General features: G+C 66.4%; 19 protein-coding genes. 6 read left to right on the forward strand and 13 right to left on the reverse strand.

Features of this window, described 5'->3' with window-relative positions; all coding sequences use genetic code 11:
- The first annotated feature begins 90 nt into the window (after positions 1 to 90).
- The gene (locus GKO32_RS17710) at positions 91 to 792 is read left to right on the forward strand and encodes an SDR family NAD(P)-dependent oxidoreductase (protein WP_154757992.1); all 702 of its coding nucleotides are present in this window, start codon (positions 91 to 93) and stop codon (positions 790 to 792) included.
- Positions 793 to 796: 4 nt separating this feature from the next.
- Here the strand turns inward: GKO32_RS17710 and GKO32_RS17715 are convergent, their stop codons facing one another.
- The gene (locus tag GKO32_RS17715; protein ID WP_154757993.1) at positions 797 to 1351 is read right to left on the reverse strand and encodes a Uma2 family endonuclease; all 555 of its coding nucleotides are present in this window, start codon (positions 1349 to 1351) and stop codon (positions 797 to 799) included.
- 399 nt (positions 1352 to 1750) lie between these two features.
- On the opposite strand from GKO32_RS17715, the gene GKO32_RS17720 reads away from it, so the two are divergent.
- From GKO32_RS17720 to GKO32_RS17730, 3 genes are read left to right on the forward strand one after another with little or no spacing between them, the layout of a single operon-like run.
- The gene (locus GKO32_RS17720; RefSeq protein ID WP_312868029.1) at positions 1751 to 1921 is read left to right on the forward strand and encodes a ribbon-helix-helix domain-containing protein; all 171 of its coding nucleotides are present in this window, start codon (positions 1751 to 1753) and stop codon (positions 1919 to 1921) included.
- Complete coding sequence (locus GKO32_RS17725) at positions 1918 to 2238, forward strand: VOC family protein (RefSeq protein WP_154757994.1); 321 nt, start codon at positions 1918 to 1920, stop codon at positions 2236 to 2238. The genes GKO32_RS17720 and GKO32_RS17725 overlap by 4 nt, the downstream gene beginning before the upstream one ends.
- On the forward strand, positions 2235 to 3077 hold the full coding sequence (locus GKO32_RS17730; RefSeq protein ID WP_154757995.1) for a class I SAM-dependent methyltransferase: 843 nt from the start codon (positions 2235 to 2237) through the stop codon (positions 3075 to 3077). The genes GKO32_RS17725 and GKO32_RS17730 overlap by 4 nt, the downstream gene beginning before the upstream one ends.
- 252 nt (positions 3078 to 3329) lie before the next feature.
- Here the strand turns inward: GKO32_RS17730 and GKO32_RS17735 are convergent, their stop codons facing one another.
- Complete coding sequence (locus GKO32_RS17735) at positions 3330 to 3785, reverse strand: MarR family winged helix-turn-helix transcriptional regulator (RefSeq protein WP_154757996.1); 456 nt, start codon at positions 3783 to 3785, stop codon at positions 3330 to 3332.
- A 75-nt stretch (positions 3786 to 3860) separates the two neighbouring features.
- Between GKO32_RS17735 and GKO32_RS17740 the strand changes: the two genes are divergently transcribed.
- Positions 3861 to 4745 carry an alpha/beta fold hydrolase gene (locus GKO32_RS17740; RefSeq protein WP_166459631.1) on the forward strand — a complete coding sequence of 295 codons (885 nt, stop codon included), beginning with the start codon at positions 3861 to 3863 and terminating at the stop codon, positions 4743 to 4745.
- Entirely contained in the window at positions 4742 to 5644 is a 903-nt protein-coding gene (locus tag GKO32_RS17745; RefSeq protein WP_154757998.1) for an NAD-dependent epimerase/dehydratase family protein, read from the forward strand. Before GKO32_RS17740 ends, GKO32_RS17745 begins: the two co-directional genes overlap by 4 nt.
- Before the next feature lie 48 nt (positions 5645 to 5692).
- Here GKO32_RS17745 and GKO32_RS17750 read toward each other — a convergent pair whose 3' ends face one another.
- From GKO32_RS17750 to GKO32_RS17795, 11 genes are all read right to left on the reverse strand, one after another.
- Positions 5693 to 7156, reverse strand: coding sequence for a hypothetical protein (locus GKO32_RS17750; RefSeq protein WP_154757999.1), 1464 nt, complete (start codon positions 7154 to 7156; stop codon positions 5693 to 5695).
- A gap of 24 nt (positions 7157 to 7180) precedes the next feature.
- The gene (locus GKO32_RS38425) at positions 7181 to 8857 is read right to left on the reverse strand and encodes a hypothetical protein (protein WP_208024449.1); all 1677 of its coding nucleotides are present in this window, start codon (positions 8855 to 8857) and stop codon (positions 7181 to 7183) included.
- Positions 8841 to 11726 carry an ACP S-malonyltransferase gene (locus GKO32_RS38430; protein WP_208024450.1) on the reverse strand — a complete coding sequence of 962 codons (2886 nt, stop codon included), beginning with the start codon at positions 11724 to 11726 and terminating at the stop codon, positions 8841 to 8843. Before GKO32_RS38430 ends, GKO32_RS38425 begins: the two co-directional genes overlap by 17 nt.
- A gap of 202 nt (positions 11727 to 11928) precedes the next feature.
- A complete protein-coding gene (locus GKO32_RS17760; protein WP_154758000.1) occupies positions 11929 to 12537 on the reverse strand; it encodes a GTP-binding protein in 609 nt (202 codons plus the stop codon).
- A gap of 54 nt (positions 12538 to 12591) precedes the next feature.
- Complete coding sequence (locus GKO32_RS17765; protein ID WP_154758001.1) at positions 12592 to 13047, reverse strand: roadblock/LC7 domain-containing protein; 456 nt, start codon at positions 13045 to 13047, stop codon at positions 12592 to 12594.
- A 31-nt stretch (positions 13048 to 13078) separates the two neighbouring features.
- Positions 13079 to 15685: a sensor histidine kinase gene (locus tag GKO32_RS17770; protein WP_166459632.1), complete on the reverse strand. Its 2607-nt coding sequence runs from the start codon at positions 15683 to 15685 to the stop codon at positions 13079 to 13081.
- Positions 15686 to 15727: 42 nt separating this feature from the next.
- A complete protein-coding gene (locus tag GKO32_RS17775) occupies positions 15728 to 16231 on the reverse strand; it encodes a DUF742 domain-containing protein (RefSeq protein WP_166459633.1) in 504 nt (167 codons plus the stop codon).
- Between the two features lie 172 nt (positions 16232 to 16403).
- The gene (locus tag GKO32_RS17780) at positions 16404 to 16892 is read right to left on the reverse strand and encodes a hypothetical protein (protein WP_154758004.1); all 489 of its coding nucleotides are present in this window, start codon (positions 16890 to 16892) and stop codon (positions 16404 to 16406) included.
- 31 nt (positions 16893 to 16923) lie between these two features.
- Positions 16924 to 18177 (reverse strand): NAD(P)/FAD-dependent oxidoreductase, encoded by a 1254-nt coding sequence (locus GKO32_RS17785; RefSeq protein WP_154758005.1) that lies wholly within the window; start codon positions 18175 to 18177, stop codon positions 16924 to 16926.
- Positions 18174 to 19022: a ferredoxin gene (locus GKO32_RS17790; RefSeq protein ID WP_246243988.1), complete on the reverse strand. Its 849-nt coding sequence runs from the start codon at positions 19020 to 19022 to the stop codon at positions 18174 to 18176. Before GKO32_RS17790 ends, GKO32_RS17785 begins: the two co-directional genes overlap by 4 nt.
- Positions 19019 to 19846: a DUF4142 domain-containing protein gene (locus GKO32_RS17795; protein ID WP_154758006.1), complete on the reverse strand. Its 828-nt coding sequence runs from the start codon at positions 19844 to 19846 to the stop codon at positions 19019 to 19021. The genes GKO32_RS17790 and GKO32_RS17795 overlap by 4 nt, the downstream gene beginning before the upstream one ends.
- Positions 19847 to 19854 lie beyond the last annotated feature (8 nt).

Here is a 19854-nt window from a genome sequence, read left to right on the forward strand (position 1 = left end):
TGAGCGAGCTGGTAGACTCGCTCAACAGAACATGAGTCAACGCGGGCCGACAGTCTTTCCTCCGTCGCGACCCATGCAGTAAGGAGCATTTTGCCTGCTACCAAAGAAAATCCCACGATCCTGATCATCGGAGCCTCACGAGGGCTCGGCCACGCCACGGCCGCCGAATTCCTGAAAAAGGGCTGGCACGTCGTCGGCACGGTTCGCGGCGAGAACACCAAGCTGCACGAGCTGGCCGCTGAATTTCCGGGCCGGGTCGGCATCGAACTGCTGGACATCAACGACACCGCACAACTGACGGCGTTGCATGAGCGCCTGTCCGCCCGCGTGTTCGACATTCTGTTCGTCAACGCCGGCACCACGAACAACGAACAGAAACCGATCAGCGAAGTGCCGACGGACGATTTCGTGGACCTCATGATCACGAACGCGCTCAGCCCGATGCGCGTCGTCGAAACGCTCCAGGACCTCGTGTCGCCCACGGGCATGATCGGCGCCATGTCGTCAGGGCAGGGCAGCATCACCAACAACACGACCGGGATGCGTGAGGTCTACCGCGGCACCAAGGCGGCGCTCAACATGTATATGCGCAGCTTCGCCGTCCGGCAGGCGGACACGGGGCGGTCGTTCGTGCTGATGGCACCCGGCTGGGTCCAGACGGACCTCGGCGGACCCGGCGCGCGGCTGACCATCGAGGAAAGCGTGCCGAGCCTGGTGAATGTGCTGCTGGAGAAACGCCGGCGCCCCGGCCTCGAATATCTCGATTATCGCGGGCAGACCGTACCGTGGTGACGCCTCAGTAATCCGAAACGAGCTCGGCCGGATTGATGGTCACCGGAAATGGCACGGAAATGGTGATGGTCTGGTCGTGTTCGGCTTTCGCGACCGTTTCGTAAACGCCGTCGTGCAAACCGAGGCACAGCACATCGGGCACATAAGGATCGACGAGCCAGTAGTTCGGGCAGCCGGCCGCGGCCAGGCGGGCGCGTTTCAGCTCGGTGTCGATCAACCGGCTCGACGGTGAGATGACTTCGACCGACAACACCGGCACACCGACCAGCGCCCGCTCGGTGTAGTCGGCGCGGCGGCCGACGACGACGTCGGGAATGAGCACGGTGTCGTCGGCGAGCACCACATCCACCGGCGCCGGCAACGCTTCGCAGTCCTTCGGGCAATGCCGGGTCACCGCCGCGAGCATCCTGGCCACGACACGTTGATGGAGGGGACGGGGTGAGGGGCTCATGAGGAGCACCCCGTCCACGAGCTCGTAGCGGTGACTGTCATCGGCGATCGACTCCAGGTCCCTACGCGTCAATGGCTCGCGGTGTCCGAACACCGGTACAGTCGCCATGGTCTCCCCAAATCGCGTAGACACGAACCCTCGACGCGCCAGCTTAGACTCCCCCATGATGACCAACCGCGTCAGGCGCGTCGCACATCGAAACCCGAAAAGACTATTGGTCACGTAACGGCCAGTCAACGCCGGATACCAAGTGTCACCAAGGGTTGGCCCGGTGTCACTTTCCGCGGCAGACAACCACGACATTGCGCCGAACGTGTGCTGATCCGGAGTTAGGAAAATCGTTGGCGAAAATACTCCCGCCCGCAATGTAACGCGGTTCTTGTCGTCATATTGCCAACGATTGTCCGATGGTAAGCCATGCCAACAAAACGCGACAACCGGCAAATTGATTTTTCCACATCCACAAAGGATGGTGACACTAGACAGGTAGGATGCTAGCATGCTTGGGTGAGCGAGGATGAGGTCAAGCAGTTCAACGTCTACCTGCCGATCACGCTGATCAAGCAGGTGAAACACCACGCCATCGAAGAGGGCCTGTCCCTCTCGGCACTGGTCGCCGACGCGTTGCGCGCCTACCTCGCCGAACCCAGCCGGTCAAGGAAGGAGCCGCAGAGATGAATACCGAAGGCATCGAGGCCGTGGTCGTGGAAACCCACAACTGGGGCAAGACGGCGAAGTTCTGGCAAACCGTGGGATTCAAGCTCGCGTTCGAGACCGATCACAATTCCGGCCAATTCACCAGCGGCGACGGGCCGTACGTGTTCGTCGTCGAGGTCCCGGAGACACAGGAGCCGCGGCTGCGGGTCGTGCTGAAAACACCGGAAGGGGACGGCGACGGGCTCGACGTCGTGGCCCCCTTCGAGGAAACCCATTACGGCACAACGGAAATGACCATCCGCGATCCGGACGGCCGGCACTGGGTGCTGCAGCGATGACCGAGGCGGAGAGCACGGCGGTGCGGGTCGCGTTGTGGCGGGCGATGCACGTTCTGGCCGACCCGCCGCCGCATGTGCTCACCGACGAGATCGGGCTGCGGCTCGCCGACCCGGAAAAAGGCTGGCGTGACCGTCCGGACATGGACCCGGCGGGCACCCGGGGTTTTCGGCTGGCGACCGTGACCAGGGCCCGGTTCGTCGAGGATCTCGTCGCCGAGCAGGCGGGAAACGGTGTCACACAATACGTTCTGCTCGGTGCGGGCCTCGACACCTTCGCCCAGCGCAGGCCGGAGCTCGCCGCGCGGCTGCGGGTGTACGAGATCGATCAGCCCGGGCCGCAGGCATGGAAACGCCGGCGCCTCGAGGAACTCGGTTACGGCGTGCCGGAGTGGCTTCGGTTGGTGCCCACGGATTTCGAGGTGCCCGGCCAGTGGTGGACCCGGTTGCTCGCCGCGGGTTTCGACACCGCGCGGCCCGCGGTCGTGGCGTCGACGGGCGTGACCATGTACCTGACGAAGGAGGCGACGGCGGCCACCTTGCGGCAGTTGGCGACGCTCGCGCCGGGCTCGACGGTGGCCATGACGTTCCTGCTGCCCGCCGACCTGCTCGACGACACCGACCGGCCGGGGCTGCGCGCGAGCAAACAGGGCGCGCAGGCGTCCGGAACTCCGTTCGTGAGCTTCTACCGGCCGGAGGAAATGCTCGCGCTGGCGCGGGAATCCGGGTTCGCCGAGGCCCGCTACGTGCCGGGAGCCGAACTGGCGGACCGGTATTTCGCCGGCCGGACGGACGGGTTGCGCCCGTCGGCCGGGGAGGGGTTCCTGATCGCCGGGGTGTGAGAGGGGCGCGAGTGTCCGGAGTGGACATCGCGGCGGGCGGTGGCGGGTCCGTGCCGGCCCGGCGCCCGGGTGGGTTCGTGGTCGCCAGGATCTGAGCGGTGCCCCCGGGTGCGGGCAAGGTCGCCGGGCACGCTGGGGATGGCCACACGGCGGTGCGGGGCTGCGGTCAAGAAGCCGGCCGCGTAGGCGAGGCGCCCGGGTGGGTTCGTGGTCGCCGGGATCTCAGTGGTCGCCCGGGTCCGAAAAGGACACTCACGCCGGGGCGATGGTGGCTTCGGTGAGGTCGCGCAGGACGTCCGCGACGACGGGTAGCGCGTCGGCGGGGATGTGGTCCAGGATCCGCCTGCGGGCGATGGCCAGGTACGCCGGATCGGCGGTCTTGAAACGCTCGCGCCCCGCCGCCGTCAGGACGGCTATGGTGCCGCGGGCGTCCGTGTCGTGCCGTTCCTTCGTGACCAGCCCGTGTGCGCGCAGCGTGTCCACGACCCGCGTGATGCGCGATGGGGTCAGGCCCGTCGCGGCGGCCAGTTCCGACATCCGCAGCTGCTGCCCCGGCGCCCGGCATAAAGTGGCCAGCGCGGCGAACTCCGTCATCGACACCCCGTTCGCCCGGATCATGTCATCTTCCAGCACCCGCGGCAGGGCATGCACAAGCCGCCCCAGGGTTTCCATCAGCAGCGCCTCATCCGGGGTCAGCGGGTCCGTCATGGTGACACCTTAGTTGACGAGGCAAGCAAACCTCGGTAATAGTTGCGTGAGCAAGCACCTAGAAAGGCGAACTCCGTGAACACACCCCTGCGCGGGCCCGATCTCGACGGGTTCAGCCACGCATACGCCGACGTCAACGGCGTGCGCCTGCACTACGTGATCGGCGGTGACGGCCCAGCGGTCGTGTTGATCCACGGCTGGCCGTTCACCTGGCTGGAGTGGCGCGCGACGATGCCGCTGCTCGCCGACGCCGGATTCACCGTCATCGCCCCCGATCTGCGGGGGTCGGGCGACTCCGGCAAACCCGCCGGACGCTGGACCAAACGGGACGAAGCCGAGGATCTGCACCAGCTACTGACGCGGCTGGGCCGGACCGAGGCCGAGGTGGTCGGCACCGATATCGGCACGATGGTGGCGCACGCCTGGGCACAGGCGTACCCGGACGAGGTCCGCCACCTCGTGCTGTCCGAGTCGCACTTGCCCGGTTTCGGCCTGGAGGACCACATGAATCCGGCCACCGGTGGGTACTGGCATTTCGGTTTCCACGCCCAGGTGGATCTGGCCGCGATGCTGACCGAAGGCAAGGAAGAACAGTACCTCGGCCCGTTCTGGCAATTCATGACGCGCGGTGGGCTGACCGACGCCGACCGGGCCGAACTGCTGCGCAGCTACCGCGCGCCGGGCGCCATGCGGGGCGGCTTCGAGCATTACGCCACCCTCGTCGAGGACGGCCACGCCGCACGGGCCGCCGGGCAGGTGACGATGCCGGTCCTCGTCCTCAACGGCGAACACGGGCTCCCCCAGGACGTTCTCCTCGCCGGAGCCCGCAAAGCCGCGACCGACGTGCGCGCGGACATCGTCCCGGGCGCCGCACACACCATCGGCGCGGACAACCCGCAATGGCTTTCCGGCCGGCTCACCCGATTCTTCACCGAAACCAGCAAGGAGCACAATTCATGAAAATTCTCGTCTTCGGCGCCACCGGCTACGCCGGGTCCCACCTCGCCCCGGCGCTGGCCCGCGCCGGGCATACCGTGCTCGGGCTGACCCGGAACCCGGATTCCCCGGCGGCGCGGCAGCTCACCATCGGCGAAGTCACGCCGGTACAAGGAAACTTCAGCGATCCCGACACCTGGCGCGCACACCTCGACGGCGTCGATGCCGTCGTGCACTCCATGATGGACCCGGCCGAACCGTACGAAGGTGACCGGCGGCTGTTCGCCGAAGTCGTTGCCGCACAGGAACGTGACGGCCGCAAACGCCACGTGGTCTTCACCACCGGCATCAGCTGCTACGGCCGCACCGGCGTGGCACTGATGGACGAGAACACCCCTGGCAACCCGGAAAGCTTCCTCAGTTTCCGTTTCCAGCTGGAAAAAGAGCTCGCGGCCAGCGGCCTGTCGCACACCATCGTGCGCCCCGGCTTCATGTACGGCGGGGCGGGCACGACTTCGATGAGCGCCCAGTGGTTCGCCGCCGCGGAGGAAGGCAAGCCCGTTTTCTACGGTGACCCCGAAAAACAGTGGAGCTGGGTGCACATCGACGATCTCGCCGAGGCCTACGTGCGCATCCTCGCGCACCCCGCGGCGGTCGACGGGGAGACCTTCGTGATCGCCGACGACCAGCGGCTGCGAGTCCTCGATGTCATGAAGGTCGCCATCGGGGTGGCCGGATACACCGGTGAGATCACGATGGAATCAGCCGAGGCCGGCGGTGTGCTGCAGGTGACGGCCGACCAGAACGAGCTTGTCTCCAGCGCGAAGGCGCGGCGCATTCTCGGCTGGACCCCGAACCACGCGTCCTTCACCGACGCCCCCGAGGTCCACTACCGCGCCTGGAAGGCCGCCCGGCCCGCATGACGGGGGAAGGGTGTTCAGGACGCCTGAACACCCTTCCGTTGTCACGGTTTACGCGGCGGCGAACCGGAAATTGCGGAACAGCTCCGTTTCCGGTGCGCCCGCACCACGCATCCGCAAGGCGTAGCTGACCAGCGCATGATTGATCATGTAGAGCCGGGTGCCTTCTTCTTTCGCGCCCTCGGACATGTGGTCCACGACCCAGGCGAGCGCCGAACTGCCCCCGTATTGAGCGCGGGGTTCGAAGATCAGGTCGGCGGCATCGATCTCACCGAGCACGTTGAGGACATAGCTGACCGGGAAAGCACTGTTGGCATGGTCCGCTTCGGTCCGGTCGTAGCCGGGGAAGGCGTCGACCATGCGGGTCAGCGCTTCGTCAGGGATCAAATGCATCCGGCCGGTGATCATGGCGACTTCGATGATGTAGGGATAGGCGATGCCGTTGGGGAAGAAATTGCCACCGGGGTCGACCAGATCCAGCACGGCCGCCACCTGCGCAAGATAGCCGTCCAGGTCGGGCAATTCCTCTTGCAGCCGCCCGAGATTGTGCAGCGCGACGATGTAGTACTGGCTCATGTGGACCCGGTCGTCCCACGGCACCTGCTCCAGCAGCACCTTCGCCTCGGCCAGCCAGTCGATCGGATCGTTCAGGTACTCCGTCCTGCCGGACATGGCGATGGCGTTGAGCATCGTCAGCAGCGGATAGACCTTCGCCCAGGCGACGGGCAGTTCCTGCGGAAACGACGGGTAGATCTTCAACTCGTCGGCACGGGTCATGTAGTGCAGGACTTCCTTCATGTAGTCCCGCTCACCGTCGAAAATGTACTCGTCGAAACCGAGCAGCGTCACCACCGACAGGAACATCGCGCCGGCACGGCCGCGGAAGTACGGCGCGGGGATGTTCTCCAGCAGGTTCAAGCCTTCGATGACGTGGTTGCGGTCCGGGGTGACCAACCGGTCCTTCAACCCGAGCTGGCCGATGGCGAGGAAGACGGTCGACGACGCGGACAGCCGCTCGTAGTCACCGTGGCGCCCCTGGTTCTCGTCGGCGATCTGATCCGGCGCGATCTCGTCGAGCATGCCCAGCACCTCCGCCGGGAAATCTCGTTCGTCGTTGACCAGCAATGACACGTCGAGGCCGAGCTTGGCGAAGGAGTCCATCACCAGGCTGCCTGCCATCGCCCGGTAGTAAGGATTGCGCTCGGCACGGGCGGCTTGCAAGAGCGGCCCGACAGCCGGCGCGACGTCGTCCTGACGCGCCGGGTCCGCCACCGTGAGCACGAAATCCGTCAGATCCCGGCAGAACAGCGTGTACGCATTGGACGGTGACACCTTCGCCGCCAGCTGGTCGAATGTCCGGCGGATGTGCCCGGCGACCGCCGGGGCGAACTCGATCGGATACTGGCCGAGGCCGATACCCCGGATCATCCGGCTCCACGGCGCCGAGATCATCCGGGATTCGTTCGACAAGTCACTCAGTCCGGATACCGGAAGAGCGCGAGCGACACTGGTCATGGACTTGCCCTTTCTGTTTGTCGTTCACAGCGGCGGGACGGGCAACCCGAGGAATTCCGTGCGCCGCCCCTCCAGCATTTCCAGGGCCCAGTTGAGCCATTTGATGCCTTCGCAGTAGATGGCGACCGGGCGCCGCTGCGTCTGAAGGTCGTCGACGAACGTGCCGCCTGGTTCGGTGTGGAAATGGAACGGCGGCATGGCGGCGAAATGTGTCCCCATGATGAAGACGAAACGGGTCAGCCAGTGGGGATCGTCCCGGCGATAGGTGGAATCGGGGTCGTCGAGGCCGTACACCTCGGTCATCACGGGCGCGAAGTAGTCTTCCATGCCCTGCGGCACGGCGCGCTCGACGCGCCCGCCGTGCGCGGTGACATCCCGTACGCGATACGCGCGCTGGTAATTGTTCCCGTCGGCGAATCCGATGTGGACGGTGGGGATCCGCCCCTCCTCGCACTGGGCCTGCAAACTGAACTGCTCATGGTGAATTTCGTCGTAATGGCCGAGGGAATTGTGCCACGGTTTGTTGTCGTACATCGGATCGTCGCTGGTCTCGCGTCCGGTCCCGCGGAAACCGATGGCACGGGGATCGAGGAACCGGATGCCCACCGATTCCGCGGTGATACCGGCCAGTGCCGCGTCGATTTCGCCGCGCGGAGCGCCGGAGGAGATCAGCCGTTGCGCCCGCACGAGCGGGTCGAGGTTCGCGATCTTGATGTTCTCGGTGTTGGTGTCCCCCATGACCAGCGAATGGAACCGCGGCTCCAGTGCGGTGAGAAAGCGCGGGTTTTCGCGGAACCGTGCGAGCAACGCCGGCGCGTTGAGATAGGACACGCCGTTGATCACGATCCGCTCGGTGTCGAGCAGATGCTGGTTGAAGGTGCGCGGCGCGGTGCGCCGGCACAGGGCCAGCCGGTCCTCGATCTTGCGGAAATAGGAGATGTCCAGCGTTGCGCCGGGTGCGGGGACGCGGTTGACCGTGTGCACGACCTCGTTCAGCACCGACAGGATCAGCGTGTACAAGCGGGCGATCACGGCCGGTGGCGGACAGTATTTCTCGACGAACTGGCTGACCTCCAGACCGGGCACGTAACTCATCTCGTAGATGAATTCCTTGTGCGTGGTCTTCGCGCCGGTCCTGTGGTGGTCGGGAATGAGGATTTCCCGTGCGACGGTGTCGAAAACCTCCGGGAAGTAAGGACGCACCGAGCCGGGCAGGGCGGCGAGGTACTCGGCCTGGTTTTCCGCCTTGGCGAAAGGAGGCAGCATCACGCCCTCGCCACGACGGTCCCATTCCGCCGTGGTCAAAGCCTCGCTGAGAATCTTGCGAACGATGATCCGGTCGTCGCCGTCCCGGGTGAGCAGGATCGTCATGGACTCGCTGCCGCCGGTGCCGAACCCGGCGACCGTCTCCCCCACGTTGACGTAGGCGTTGACCATGCTGGCGAGCAGGTTCCGGGCTCGCGCCTGACGCAGCACTTCGGTGTTTTCGATGGTCGATGACAGCGCCGACCGGAATTCGAAGTCGTCGAGTTCGGGATTGGCGCGCCTGCGCCAGACATCCGCCGGCGACGACACCGAGATGATCTGCGTGGCGAACGGCGCGTTGTCGAACTTCCCCGGATCGAGCGCCGAGCCGAATGCGATGATCTGGCAGTTTCCGTCGAGCCGGATCCGGCGCGAGCTCTTAGTGGAAGACGGCACGGGTGGTGGCCTCCAAATCGATCCTTGCTCGCACGGGAATCCCGTCCGGCGAAATGATCGGCGCATCGGGCGTGGTCAGGGCGGCCGTCACCCGGTCAAGGGCGGCCTTCGCTTCCGCGGTGTCCACACCGGACCGCAGGGACGCGGAATAGAGCCGGAGCACGTCCGGCAGCGTCGCCGCACCGGAAACGGCCAGCGCGACCAGCCAGCCCATCGCGTCGCCGCCGGCGAGGTAGTAGCCGTGCAGGAACATGGCGGGCCGGTGTACCCGCAGCAGCTGGAAAAGCACGTACTGGTAGACGAGCTGGCTCAGGGCGACCTGCTCACCGCTTGCCGCCGCGTCACCGGGCAGGAACTCGCCATCCTCGACGCCGACGAGCTCGGAAACCTGTTCGTAGATCCGGCGCGCCAGCGGTTGTGTGTCCAGCAGCAACCGCGTGTCGCGGACCAGATCGGCCTGATCGAGGCCGGTACGGCGATCGAAGTGGAACACGGTCGCTTCATGTTGTCCACTGTGGAGCGTGCTCCGATCGCTGACGGACCCGGCCGCGTCGAGCACCTTCAGCTCCGCGTACACCTGGCCGATCCGGTCCGGCTGCCCGGCAAGGCGTTTCTTCAACCTGGCCTGGAGTACCAGCTCGCCTGCGGGGACGTCGATGTGCTTGCGGTAGTTGGCGGTGTGCTGGTAGATCTCCAGTAACTGGTGGAACGCCGAGCAGGCGGTCCGGTCCCGGTGCAGGATCGCGTTGCGGATGGCGCGCCAGATGGTGTGCGCGAAATAGCGTTCGCAGAAGGGGATTGTCTCCGACAGCCGGACGATTTCCCGGGACGTCTGGTAGTGCCGGAAGACCAGCCGGCTGCCGGGCGCGTGCAGTTCCTCGAGCTCGCCGAACAGCGTGTCCACCAACCGCACGGCACGCAGGAAGCGACCACCCTCCCCCGCTGGGCCGGCGTACGAGGTGACCGGCACATCGATGTCGTTGTCGATGAGCAGCTGCACGGATTTGTTGCCCAGCCCCAGTTCCAGCGCCACGTCAGGACGAAGATCCGCCAATGTCTCCACCGTGTCCCGCGACGCCATGATCTCGTCGGTGATAGCCAGTACCCCCGCCCGCACCTCGGCGGCCGTGGTGAGCAGACCGGAATCGTTGTTCGAGATCACCGGCGTGTGCGGGGTGCGGAACACGATCTCGTTGTCCGTCATGAACTCCTCGAACGCCTGGCGGGCCTCGTTCATCCGCTCGGCGTGGGCGAGGAAGGTGGTCGCCTCCTTCAACTCCGTGACCTCGACGGCGGGGAATTTCGCGGCGAACAGGTCGAAGCCGGGTTTGACACCCGCCCTGACGTAAACATTGGTCTGCCGCCGCGAATAGAACTTGTGGATCTCGACGTCCGTCTTCGGGTAGGTTCTGGCGATTTCGGTCAGGATCTTCTCGAGCTGCGCGGGCTCACCGCGAAGCCCGAGCACGTGATGGGGCTCGGGCACCAGCCTCTCCGCGACCGTCAGCATCAGCGGCGTGAACGCCTGGCCCAGCTTGACGCCGTCGGCGATGGAAAGGGCACCGCCGGCCACCGCCGCGGTGATGATGCCGAAGCTCTCGCCAGTGTAGGCGAGGAAGCGCACCGGCAGCCCGGTGTCCCGGGCCGTCGCCCTCAGGTGAGCCTCGATGGCGAGGCTGTGCACCAAGAACGCCGCGCCGATGAAGCCCTGCGCGACCATTTTGCCGGTGGGGATGTTTTCCGGGATCAGCAGGAGCTTCTCCGGCCGGCCGGGGAAACCCAGCGCCCGCGCGCTTTCCTGATAAATGTCGGTGACTTCGGAAACACCCGAGTCGAGCAGACCCCGGCCCAGGTTCTGATAGAAGGCCCGGCTCCCGAGGCCGGGGAAGAAACCCACGATCGTGCGGCCCCGCTCGGCATTGGGCAGGTAGTCGTGGACGACCCGGTTCATCCGGCGCGACTGTTCCCGGGAAAACAGAAAGGAATTCGCCGCGGACAGGGAGTGTCCCAGTTTCGCGCAGTCCCGCGGGGTGCTCGGCACGACGACCGCGGCGGCCGGGCGGGCGAGCGGAACCCGGTCCAGCAGAAAGATCCGGAAAAACTCGCTTTCTCGCAGTTCCTCGGCCAGCGCGAGGACGTCGCTCACGGCCGTCTCCGCGACGAGTCCCAATCCGGCGTCGTCGCCGCCGGTTTCCCGGAGGATCACCCGGCGAGGCACCCGGCGAATGGCGAGGACGGGCCGGATCCCGCGCCTGAATCGGCCGGCGACCTGAGCGGCACTGTCCAGTGCGTGCCGCAGGCCGGGGTCGAGGCCGTCGCGACGCAGTTCTCCCGACGCGAGCCGGACATTCCGCACGAATTCCGAGATGTCCGCGCACTCGCCATGGTCCAGCGCCTGCACCGCGGCCCGGATCCGGGGATGAACCACCGCCACGTCAGCACGATTCAGGATTCCGGTGAGAAAGCCCCGTAGCCGCACCGAATCCGGGAAAACAAAATTCGCGCCGGCTTCCGTTGCCCCTTCGGTCAGCCAGTAGTGCGGCCGCAGGAAATCAAGCAGGCGCTGCCTTTCCGGCGTGCCTGTCTCCTCGTCGAGCAGGAAGACGACCTGCCCGCCGTGCTCGGCCATGAAGTCGAAAGACCCGCCGCGCGGCATGATCTCGTTGACATCGAAGGGAATTTCCGAGACTGCGCGGCCGGACGCGTCACCCGGCCGCAGCCGGTCGGCATGTACCTCGATATCCGTGACCTTCGACAGTTCATTCGTGCCGAGCCCGCCGGTGATCGCTTGTTCCAGCGCCGGATATCCTCGCGGATAGGTACGCCGCAGTGAATAGGTAACGGAATCGCCGCATGTTTCGCCGGTCATGACAGAATTGCCTTCCCAGGTTCCTGCCCGAGGAATCTGCCACTCCCCTACGGCGCCGCGCCAGGCTCGTTGAGGAGGACTTGAGATTGTCCGACCGGGGAAAGGACACGCGAAATCGCTGTGTCACAAGGCAACACAAGTCCGCGCACACGACTGATCCCCACAGCCACCCGATCGGGCCGTGGGGTTTCCCGATACGACGTCAGGAAGTCTTGGCGTCCTCCGCTTGGACCTGAGCCATGACATGCTCGAGCAGGCGCAGCAACGTCTGTTTCACCGGGCCACGCTCGCGCGCGTCACAGGTGAGCACCGGCACGGACTCGTCGATCGACAGCGCCTTTCGCACGCTTTCCACGCGGTGGTGCAGGATACCGTCGAAAAGGTTGATCGCGACGACGTACGGAATTCCCCTGTTTTCGAAGAAGTCGATCGACGTGAAGGTGTCGGACAGCCTGCGGGTGTCGGCGAGTATGACGGCCCCGAGGGCACCGCGGACCAGGTTGTCCCACATGAACCAGAACCGCTCCTGCCCCGGGGTGCCGAACAGGTACAGCAACAGGTCGTCCTCGAGCTCGACCCGGCCGAAGTCCATGGCGACCGTCGTCGTGCTCTTCAAGGGCACGCGATCCAGCGAATCGTAGCTGTTGCTTGCCGCCGTCATGATGGCTTCGGTGCGGACCGGGTGGATATCGGAAACCGCACCGACGAAGGTGGTCTTGCCGACCCCGAATGCGCCGGCAACCACTATCTTCACCGAGGTAACCGACTTACGCCTCGCCACGGTCGAGGGGCGAGCGGAATCTGTCGTCATGACAACTCATTTCCTGTGGAGATTGGTCGGTGTCTGTGCCCCCGCACGCCCGGCTCACGCACCGATGTCGGCAGCGGCGGCGATCCGCGCCCGCATGGCGTGGTCATCACGCGGCTGGAGGCTGAGCGTGCGCCCGACCCGGTCGACCAGCAGGGCCATCTCGTAAGCGATCTGCCCGATGTCATCCGAAGAATCGGCGAGCACGGCGAAACACGAGCCGTCGCTGATCGACATCAGCAACATCGTGCCCGCGTCCATTTCCACGATCGTCTCGTTGACATTGCCGGCGTCGAAGCATTGCGCGGCACCGTCGGTCAGGCTCACCAGACCGCAGGCCACGGCCGCGAGCTGATCCGCCCGATCCTCCGGCAGGCTGTCCGACGCCGCGATCAGCAGCCCGTCCGCGGAGACGACGACCCCGTGTGCGACTCCCGGCACCCGCTCGGCGAAATCGTTGATAAGCCAGCCGTAGTCTTCGGGGGACTCGGTAATCGCGTTCTTCTCGGTCATATTTCACCAATCCTCGTCACTGTGCCGTCCGTTACTGATCCGAATCACTTTTGCGCAGCTTTCCCCATCCGCCGGGCTTTCTGGGCCGCTTGCCGTCGTCGCCCCGTGCCTTCCGGATTCCCTGCTGGAAACTCGACAGCCGGCTGCGGGCACGCGCCGGGTCGCGCTCGGTGGACTGCACGGGCCTGCCCGCCGCGCTTCCCGGCAACAACTGGGCGCCACGCCGGCGGATCGGCAGGCCGTCATCGGTGTAGGTGTACTTGTCACTGCGTGCGACGGTTTCCACGATGATCCATCCTTCGTCGGCTTGAGAAGGCCAGTTCTCCCGCGAACCGTCCGCCACGGTGGAACGCGAGACCGCCCGTGGCTGGGTGGCCGTGTTGCGTGCCTTGAACCATCCGGACGCCGCCCGCTGCTCGGCCGTCTTCGCCGTCACGGCACCGCTGCGGCCGATGACACGGTTGGGCGTCCGGACCGGAAGCTCTTCGGGCACGTCCGCATGCGACGATTCGACCAGCTGCTGCCGGGTCTGCTCGTCCAGTGGCGCGGGCGCCGCACGTTCGGCGGTTTTTTCCTGCCGGGCACCGACTTCGACCAGCCGCCGCACCGGCGCCAGCTGCCCGTTCGCCGCTCCACCGGTCGCGGCCGGCGGGTTTTGCCTTGCCCGGCGCGACGAAGCCGCCTGCATCGCGTGCCTGCGGTCCGCCCAGCCGGGACGCTCGGCTTCGAGCACCAGGTCCGCGGGGACCGACAGCACCGCGGTCACCCCGCTCGCCTGGTCCCCGCCGAGGAGTTCCACCCCGATCCCGTGGCGGCCGGCGAGCCTGCCGACGACGACCAGCCCGACCCGGCGCGAGTCGGCCAGATCCGCGGAACCCAGCCGGGTCAGCCGCTGGTTCGCGTGTTCGAGCTCCTCGTCCGACATGCCGATCCCGCTGTCCACGACGGCGATCGAAAGGCTGCCGTCACGCAGGATCTGGCCCTGCACGGTCACCGTCGTTTCCGGCGCGGAGAACGAGGTCGCGTTGTCGAGCAGCTCGGCGAGCATCCGGGTGAGATCCTGCGCCGCCGTGTCGATGATCTTCGCTTTCGGCGCGTCGAGCGCCTCGACCCGTTGGTATTGCTCGATTTCCGAAGTGGCCGCGTGGAACACGGTTTCCACCGTCGCCGGTTTGCCCGGCTTGCGCACGGGCTCGTTTCCCGACAGCACCAGGATGTTCTCGTTGTTGCGCCGCATCCGGGTGACCAGGTGGTCGAGCCGGTAGAGCAACTCGAGCCGGTCGGGGGCCGGTTCGTCCTTCTCCAGGTTCTCGATCAACCGCAGCTGCCGCAGCATCAGCGACTGGCTGCGCATGAAGACGTTCTCGAACACCTCCGAATAGCCGGCCCGCATCTTCGCGTGCTCGGCCGCGGCCGAAATCGCTTCGGCACACACGGAATCGAACGCCTTCGCGAGCGCGCCGAATTCCCCGTCGTGCGAGGGGGGCAGCGAAGGCGCGGTCTCCGGGTGGCCTTCCCTTGCCCTGCGCAGTTTCGCGGGCAGGCCCGTCTCGGCGATTTCGACGGCGCTGCGGCGCAACGAGGAGACCGTCCGATGGAGATAGCCGCCGATGACCAGGACGAGCATCGCGGCGACCACCCCGGCGGCGGCCAGCGCGATCACCAACGTCCGGTTGCGTGCCGCCGCGTCGTCCGCTTTCCGGCTCGCCAGTCCGATATCCGCCGCGCTGAACTGGCCGGTCAGCACGTCCAGCCGGTCCACAACTCGCCCGGCGTCACGCCACTGTGCGGCGGGGACGGCGGGGACGAACGCCGCGCCAGGATTCAGGACACGGGCCGCGAGCGCGTCGCGGGCGGCCTTGTCGTCGGCGGGCACGGTCTCCCGGTAAGCCCGCAGCGCGGAGTCGGGGGCGATGGCGGTGAACTGATCGAGCCAGCTTGCGCCCAGCGTCGTGGCTTCCCGCGCCGCGGCCAGGTCCGGCCCGGCCACCGGCGCGCCACCGAGGCCCAATTCCACAAAGGACTGTTGACGGGCGAGATACTCGTGTGCCCTGGCGAGATCGAGTGTGCCGAGCAAATCCGCGGACAGTTCCCTGTCATCGGCGCGGCGCACGAGCGTGCTGGAAACATCGAGCAGCGCGCCGGTGAGATCCGAATACGCGGTCACCAGCTGGACCGGGCCCGGCACCGCACGGACATCGTTGATCCGGGCCAGTTGCGCTTCGGCCGCCCGGCGTGGCTCGCCGGACTCGCCCACCGCGGCCATCGCGGCACTGAACTGCGCGGCGGCAGTGTCCACTTCGCTCCGCGCGTCGGCGAGCTGCCCCTGATCGGCAGGCGTGTTCGCCGTTCCGGAACCGAGCTCCCGCTCTGCCTGCACCGACCCGAGCAGCTTCAGCACGCTGTTCTCGGCCTGGACGATCCGCTCATCGGCGTAGGCGCCCCGCACGGTGCTCATGGTGGTCGCCACCAGCACGCCGCCGGTCGCACCCGCGATGAGGACGGGCAGCGCGACCAGCGCGACGATCTTCACGGACGTGGGCCAGCGCCGCCAGGCGGCCAGCGTGCGGACCGGTCCGGGCACCGTGCTCGCCGCGCCGCCACGCTCCGGCGCGGGCTGTCCTCCTGTGTTCCGCATTTTCCTCATCCACTCGGTATTCGTGCCGGCTCGGTTGTGCTGCTAGGCGAGCTTCGCGATGCCCGCATGGACCCGCTTGAGCAGTTCCATCGGTGGCCGCCCGCTGATCATCGGCGTCATCTCCTGCAGCTCAAGAAGTCCCTGGTCGATCACGTCGCTGATGAGAACCTTGGCCACCCCGATCGCGACATCGAGTTCCACGGCGATCTCGGCTACCGACCGCGGCGCGTCACACAGGCGGCACAGCGTCAACTGGTCGGCGGACAGCTCCCGCTCGCCGGACCAGGACAGGTGTTTTCCGGTGGTGGTCAGTAAAGTCTCGAACTCGAGTTCGTACCGGGCCGCCGCGCGGCCACGGGCTCGAACGTAGGGCCGGACATGGAGAGTGCCCTCGTCATCCGGTTCGGCACCCGGATCAACACCGTCCCACGGCACGGCCGTCGTCTGCGACGGCAACGGGGAAACCGGGCGCGGATCCGCGGCGTCTTCCTCCATCCAGAGCAGGGTCATCGGGGACATCTCGATCACCACGTCAGTCGTCCTCACCGGACTCCCACTCTCGTCCGCTGCCGTCCGCGGGCGGAAATCGTGTGCGGCCCATTCCTGGTACCCGGACCAGCCGCCGAATCGGACACCGGCCCGGGAAGGCTCGTCGTCAGCCGGAGATTGCTTCGATGAACTCACGCGGGCTCCCAAGCTCGGCGGGGCCATGTCACGCTCACCCGCCCGCGGCATTCGTCAGTGCACAGGCCAGCTTCTTTTCCGGCGCGACGCCGTCCGCGGAAATCACCGGCAGCGCGGCACTTCCCTTCGAGGTGTCCAGCGCGACGCCGACGAATGGGGCAGCGGCGACCCGGTCGGCGGTGGTGCTCTCGCACCGGAACGCCGGCTGCTCACCCGAACTGACCATTGTGGACACTTGCATGGCTGCCGGGCCGTCCTTTGCCGCGACCAGATAGACTTTCTTGTTCACCATGGTGAAACCGACGTAACCGGGGCCACCGGTCGCCTGGGACTTGACGCTCGCGTCCCCCGCCTCCGGCGGGCCGGGAGTCAGCATCGGTGCCAGGGGCGACCCCGTCGCCGGTGCCCGGACGATGGAGGGAGCCGCGCTGCTCATATCGCCATCCGAGCCGGATTCCGTGATCAGCACCACGGCCAGGCCCGCACCGGCCAGTACGCACACCGCCAGTGTTTTTCTGTTCACTTTTCCTCCCTTCCCTCTCGTTTCGAACACCTCACGCGCTACGGACGGCCTCCAGGAAGGAAACTCGCCGCGCCGGGGCCGGTTTTCTGCTCCACGCTCCCGGGTCCGGCAACCCGCGCCGCTCCAGCAGTTCCTCCGTATACGTGAGCACCGCGGGGGAGGAATTGAGGCCGACGATCCCGACCGGCCGATGATCACGCAGATACGCGGTCACCGAACGGGCTCCGGTCGGATCCTGCTCCAGCACGACCCGTTCCGTACCGAGCGGAGGAATGCCCGCCGCCTGGATGCGGACCCCGTGCTGTTCGGACCAAAATCGCGGCAGCGGCTCGAACGGCCGCGCCGAAGCCCGGCCCGCCAGCAGGTTTTCCGCCGCCGCACGGCCCATCTCGATCGCGTTCGTCCAGTGCTCGACACGCCGGGGCCGCTCGGCGAACCGGCGGTTCGTCCACTGTGCCACGTCGCCGGCGGCGACGACGTCGTCGAGCCCGATGACATGGCAGGTCGGCTCGCACAGCAGCCCGTCGTCCACCTGGACCCCGGCGTCGCGCAGCCATCCCACCACCGGCACCGAACCGACGGCCACGATGACACACCCGGCCTCGAGGATCTTGCCGGTCGACAGCCGGATCCCGACAGTGTCGGGATCGTGCAGATCCCAGTCCTCGATCTGCACGCCGAGTTCAAGGTGAACATCGTTGCGCCAGTGCAGATCGGCCATCTGCTGCCCGAGTTCGGGGCCCAGCACATTACCCATCAAACCCTGGGAGCGGCCCACGATCGTCACGTCACGATCCATCGCCTTGAGCGTGGAGGCGACTTCCCCGCCGATGAACCCGCTGCCGATGACGACCACCGGTTTGTGGCTACCGGCGATCCTCCGTTGCACCCGCTGGGCATCGGTGATCGTGCGGATGACGACGACCCGGGGATGGCCGTGCGGCCCACCCGGGAGCCTTCGGGCTTCGACACCGGTCGCGATGATCAGACCGTCGTAAGCCAGTTCTTCCCCACCGGGCAAGGAAACCACGCGGCGCTTCGGGTCCAGTTTGGACGCTGTGGTGCCGTTGCGCCACACCGCATCCAGTTCCAGCAGCGGTTCGATCGTGAGATCGGCGGCATTCATGTGCCCGTCGAGGAACCCTTTCGTCAACGCCGGCCGGTGATACGGCAGCTGGTTCTCGTCACCGACGATGACTATTTCCCCGGAAAACGCGATTTCCCGGAGGCGTTCCGCGGCGCGCATCCCGGCCAGTCCCCCGCCGACGATGACAATCCGGTTCATCGCTGGGCTCCCTGCAGTTGAATGGCCCGCATCGGGCAAGCACGGGCGGCCGATCGGACATCGGAGTTCTGCGATACGTCAGGCATCGCGCGGTACTGTAGCCGCCCGTCTTCCAGCAGCTGGAAGATATCCGGCGCCTCGGACTGGCAGAACCCGTAGCGGTGGCAACGCTGGTTGTCCACACTGACCCGCATCGGCGCGGTCTTGTCCAACGGCTTCACCGCGGCCATCTCGGCGCCGACAAGTCCGGCCCGGACAAGGAGTTTCGGCGGCAGCACCCGCAGCGCCACCAGCGCCAGCGCCGGCATCGCCACGGTGATCCCGGCGAGCCACATGACGTCGACATCGGTGTTGGCCCACGCGCCGAGCCAGGAATGCACGAAGGCCAGCGCGATCGCGAGATAGGCAAGCTGGTGGAAACGCAACCAGTTGCGGTAACGGAAAAGCCGGTGCAACCCGGCGGTCGCGGTGATGGCCACCATCAGATCGAAGGCGATGATGCCGAGCGCGTGCCGGAATTCGCCACCGAGAAAAGGAACGAAGATCTGGATTCCGGAAAGGACGCGCTCGTCGAGGAACAGGAACGACATCGCATGCACCAGGCCGGCGATGACCGTGAACGCGGCGAGCATCATGTGCCCGCCCCGCAGCGCCTGATGTCCGGTGACGCGGCGAACCCAGCCCGTGGCGGTCAGCACGCCCCAGCACAGGGTCAGACACATCGCCAGGTAGGTGAACCTGGCCGACAGCGCCGCCATCTGCCGGATACCGACGTCATGAGCGTCGATCGCCGCGGCCAGTACAAAATCGTTGGTGTGCAACAACAGTTGCATGTGGACGGTCATTCCGCCACCCGGGGCCGGGGGTTGTACCGCGCAGCGATCCGGACGACAGCGAACGTGCCGAGCAACACCAGCACGGCCAGGCCGATACCGACGAACAACTTGTTTTTACTCGGCATCACCTGGTACGGCGCGCTGGCCATCGAGCCGACGTACAACGACGTCGAGCGGACCAGGCCGGTGCTTTCCAGCAGGGTCATGTGCCGCATCACGATATCCACCCCCTGCTGCGCGAAATCGCGGACCATATCGTTTTTGGTCTGTGCGCGGACGGTCGCGAGCAACATGAAAATGGTGCCGTGTGCCTCGCGGGTAAGGTTCGCCCAGGCGTCATCGGCGTCACGCCCCGTTTTCTCATGGATCTCCTGCTGCCATGACTGCTGCAATGGCGTCGGCGTTGTCGGCATGGCGACATTCAGTTTCGCTGCCACGCCGAGTACAGCCTCGTCGAGGATGTGGTGGTCGGTCATCATTTGCTCCGCCGCGGTGCGGACTTTCGAGTTCGTGGTCCGCTGCGCGGTTTCGTCACTGGACGGCGCTTCCCACAGGTTCGCCCAGCGCACGTTGATCAGCAGGTTCCGATCGTATTGCGACAACGGTCCCCATGGGGTGTCCCAAATGGACGTGTCCTGGTCCCCGGTGGTTCCCGGGTCCATGGCCGGGGCGTCACCGGGAGACCCATGCCCGTGGGGTGACGGCGGAGTCTGCGCGGCTGCCGCGGGTGCGGTGACGGCGAACAGCACGAACGCCAGCGTGAGCACCGCGGACAACCGGGTGACCAGGCCGGACGGCCGTGCCCCCACCGAATGCACAAAAGAAACAGCCACAAGCGTCT

The sequence above is a fragment of the Amycolatopsis pithecellobii genome, assembly GCF_009707865.1.
In the GTDB taxonomy this organism is placed as follows: domain Bacteria; phylum Actinomycetota; class Actinomycetes; order Mycobacteriales; family Pseudonocardiaceae; genus Amycolatopsis_E; species Amycolatopsis_E pithecellobii.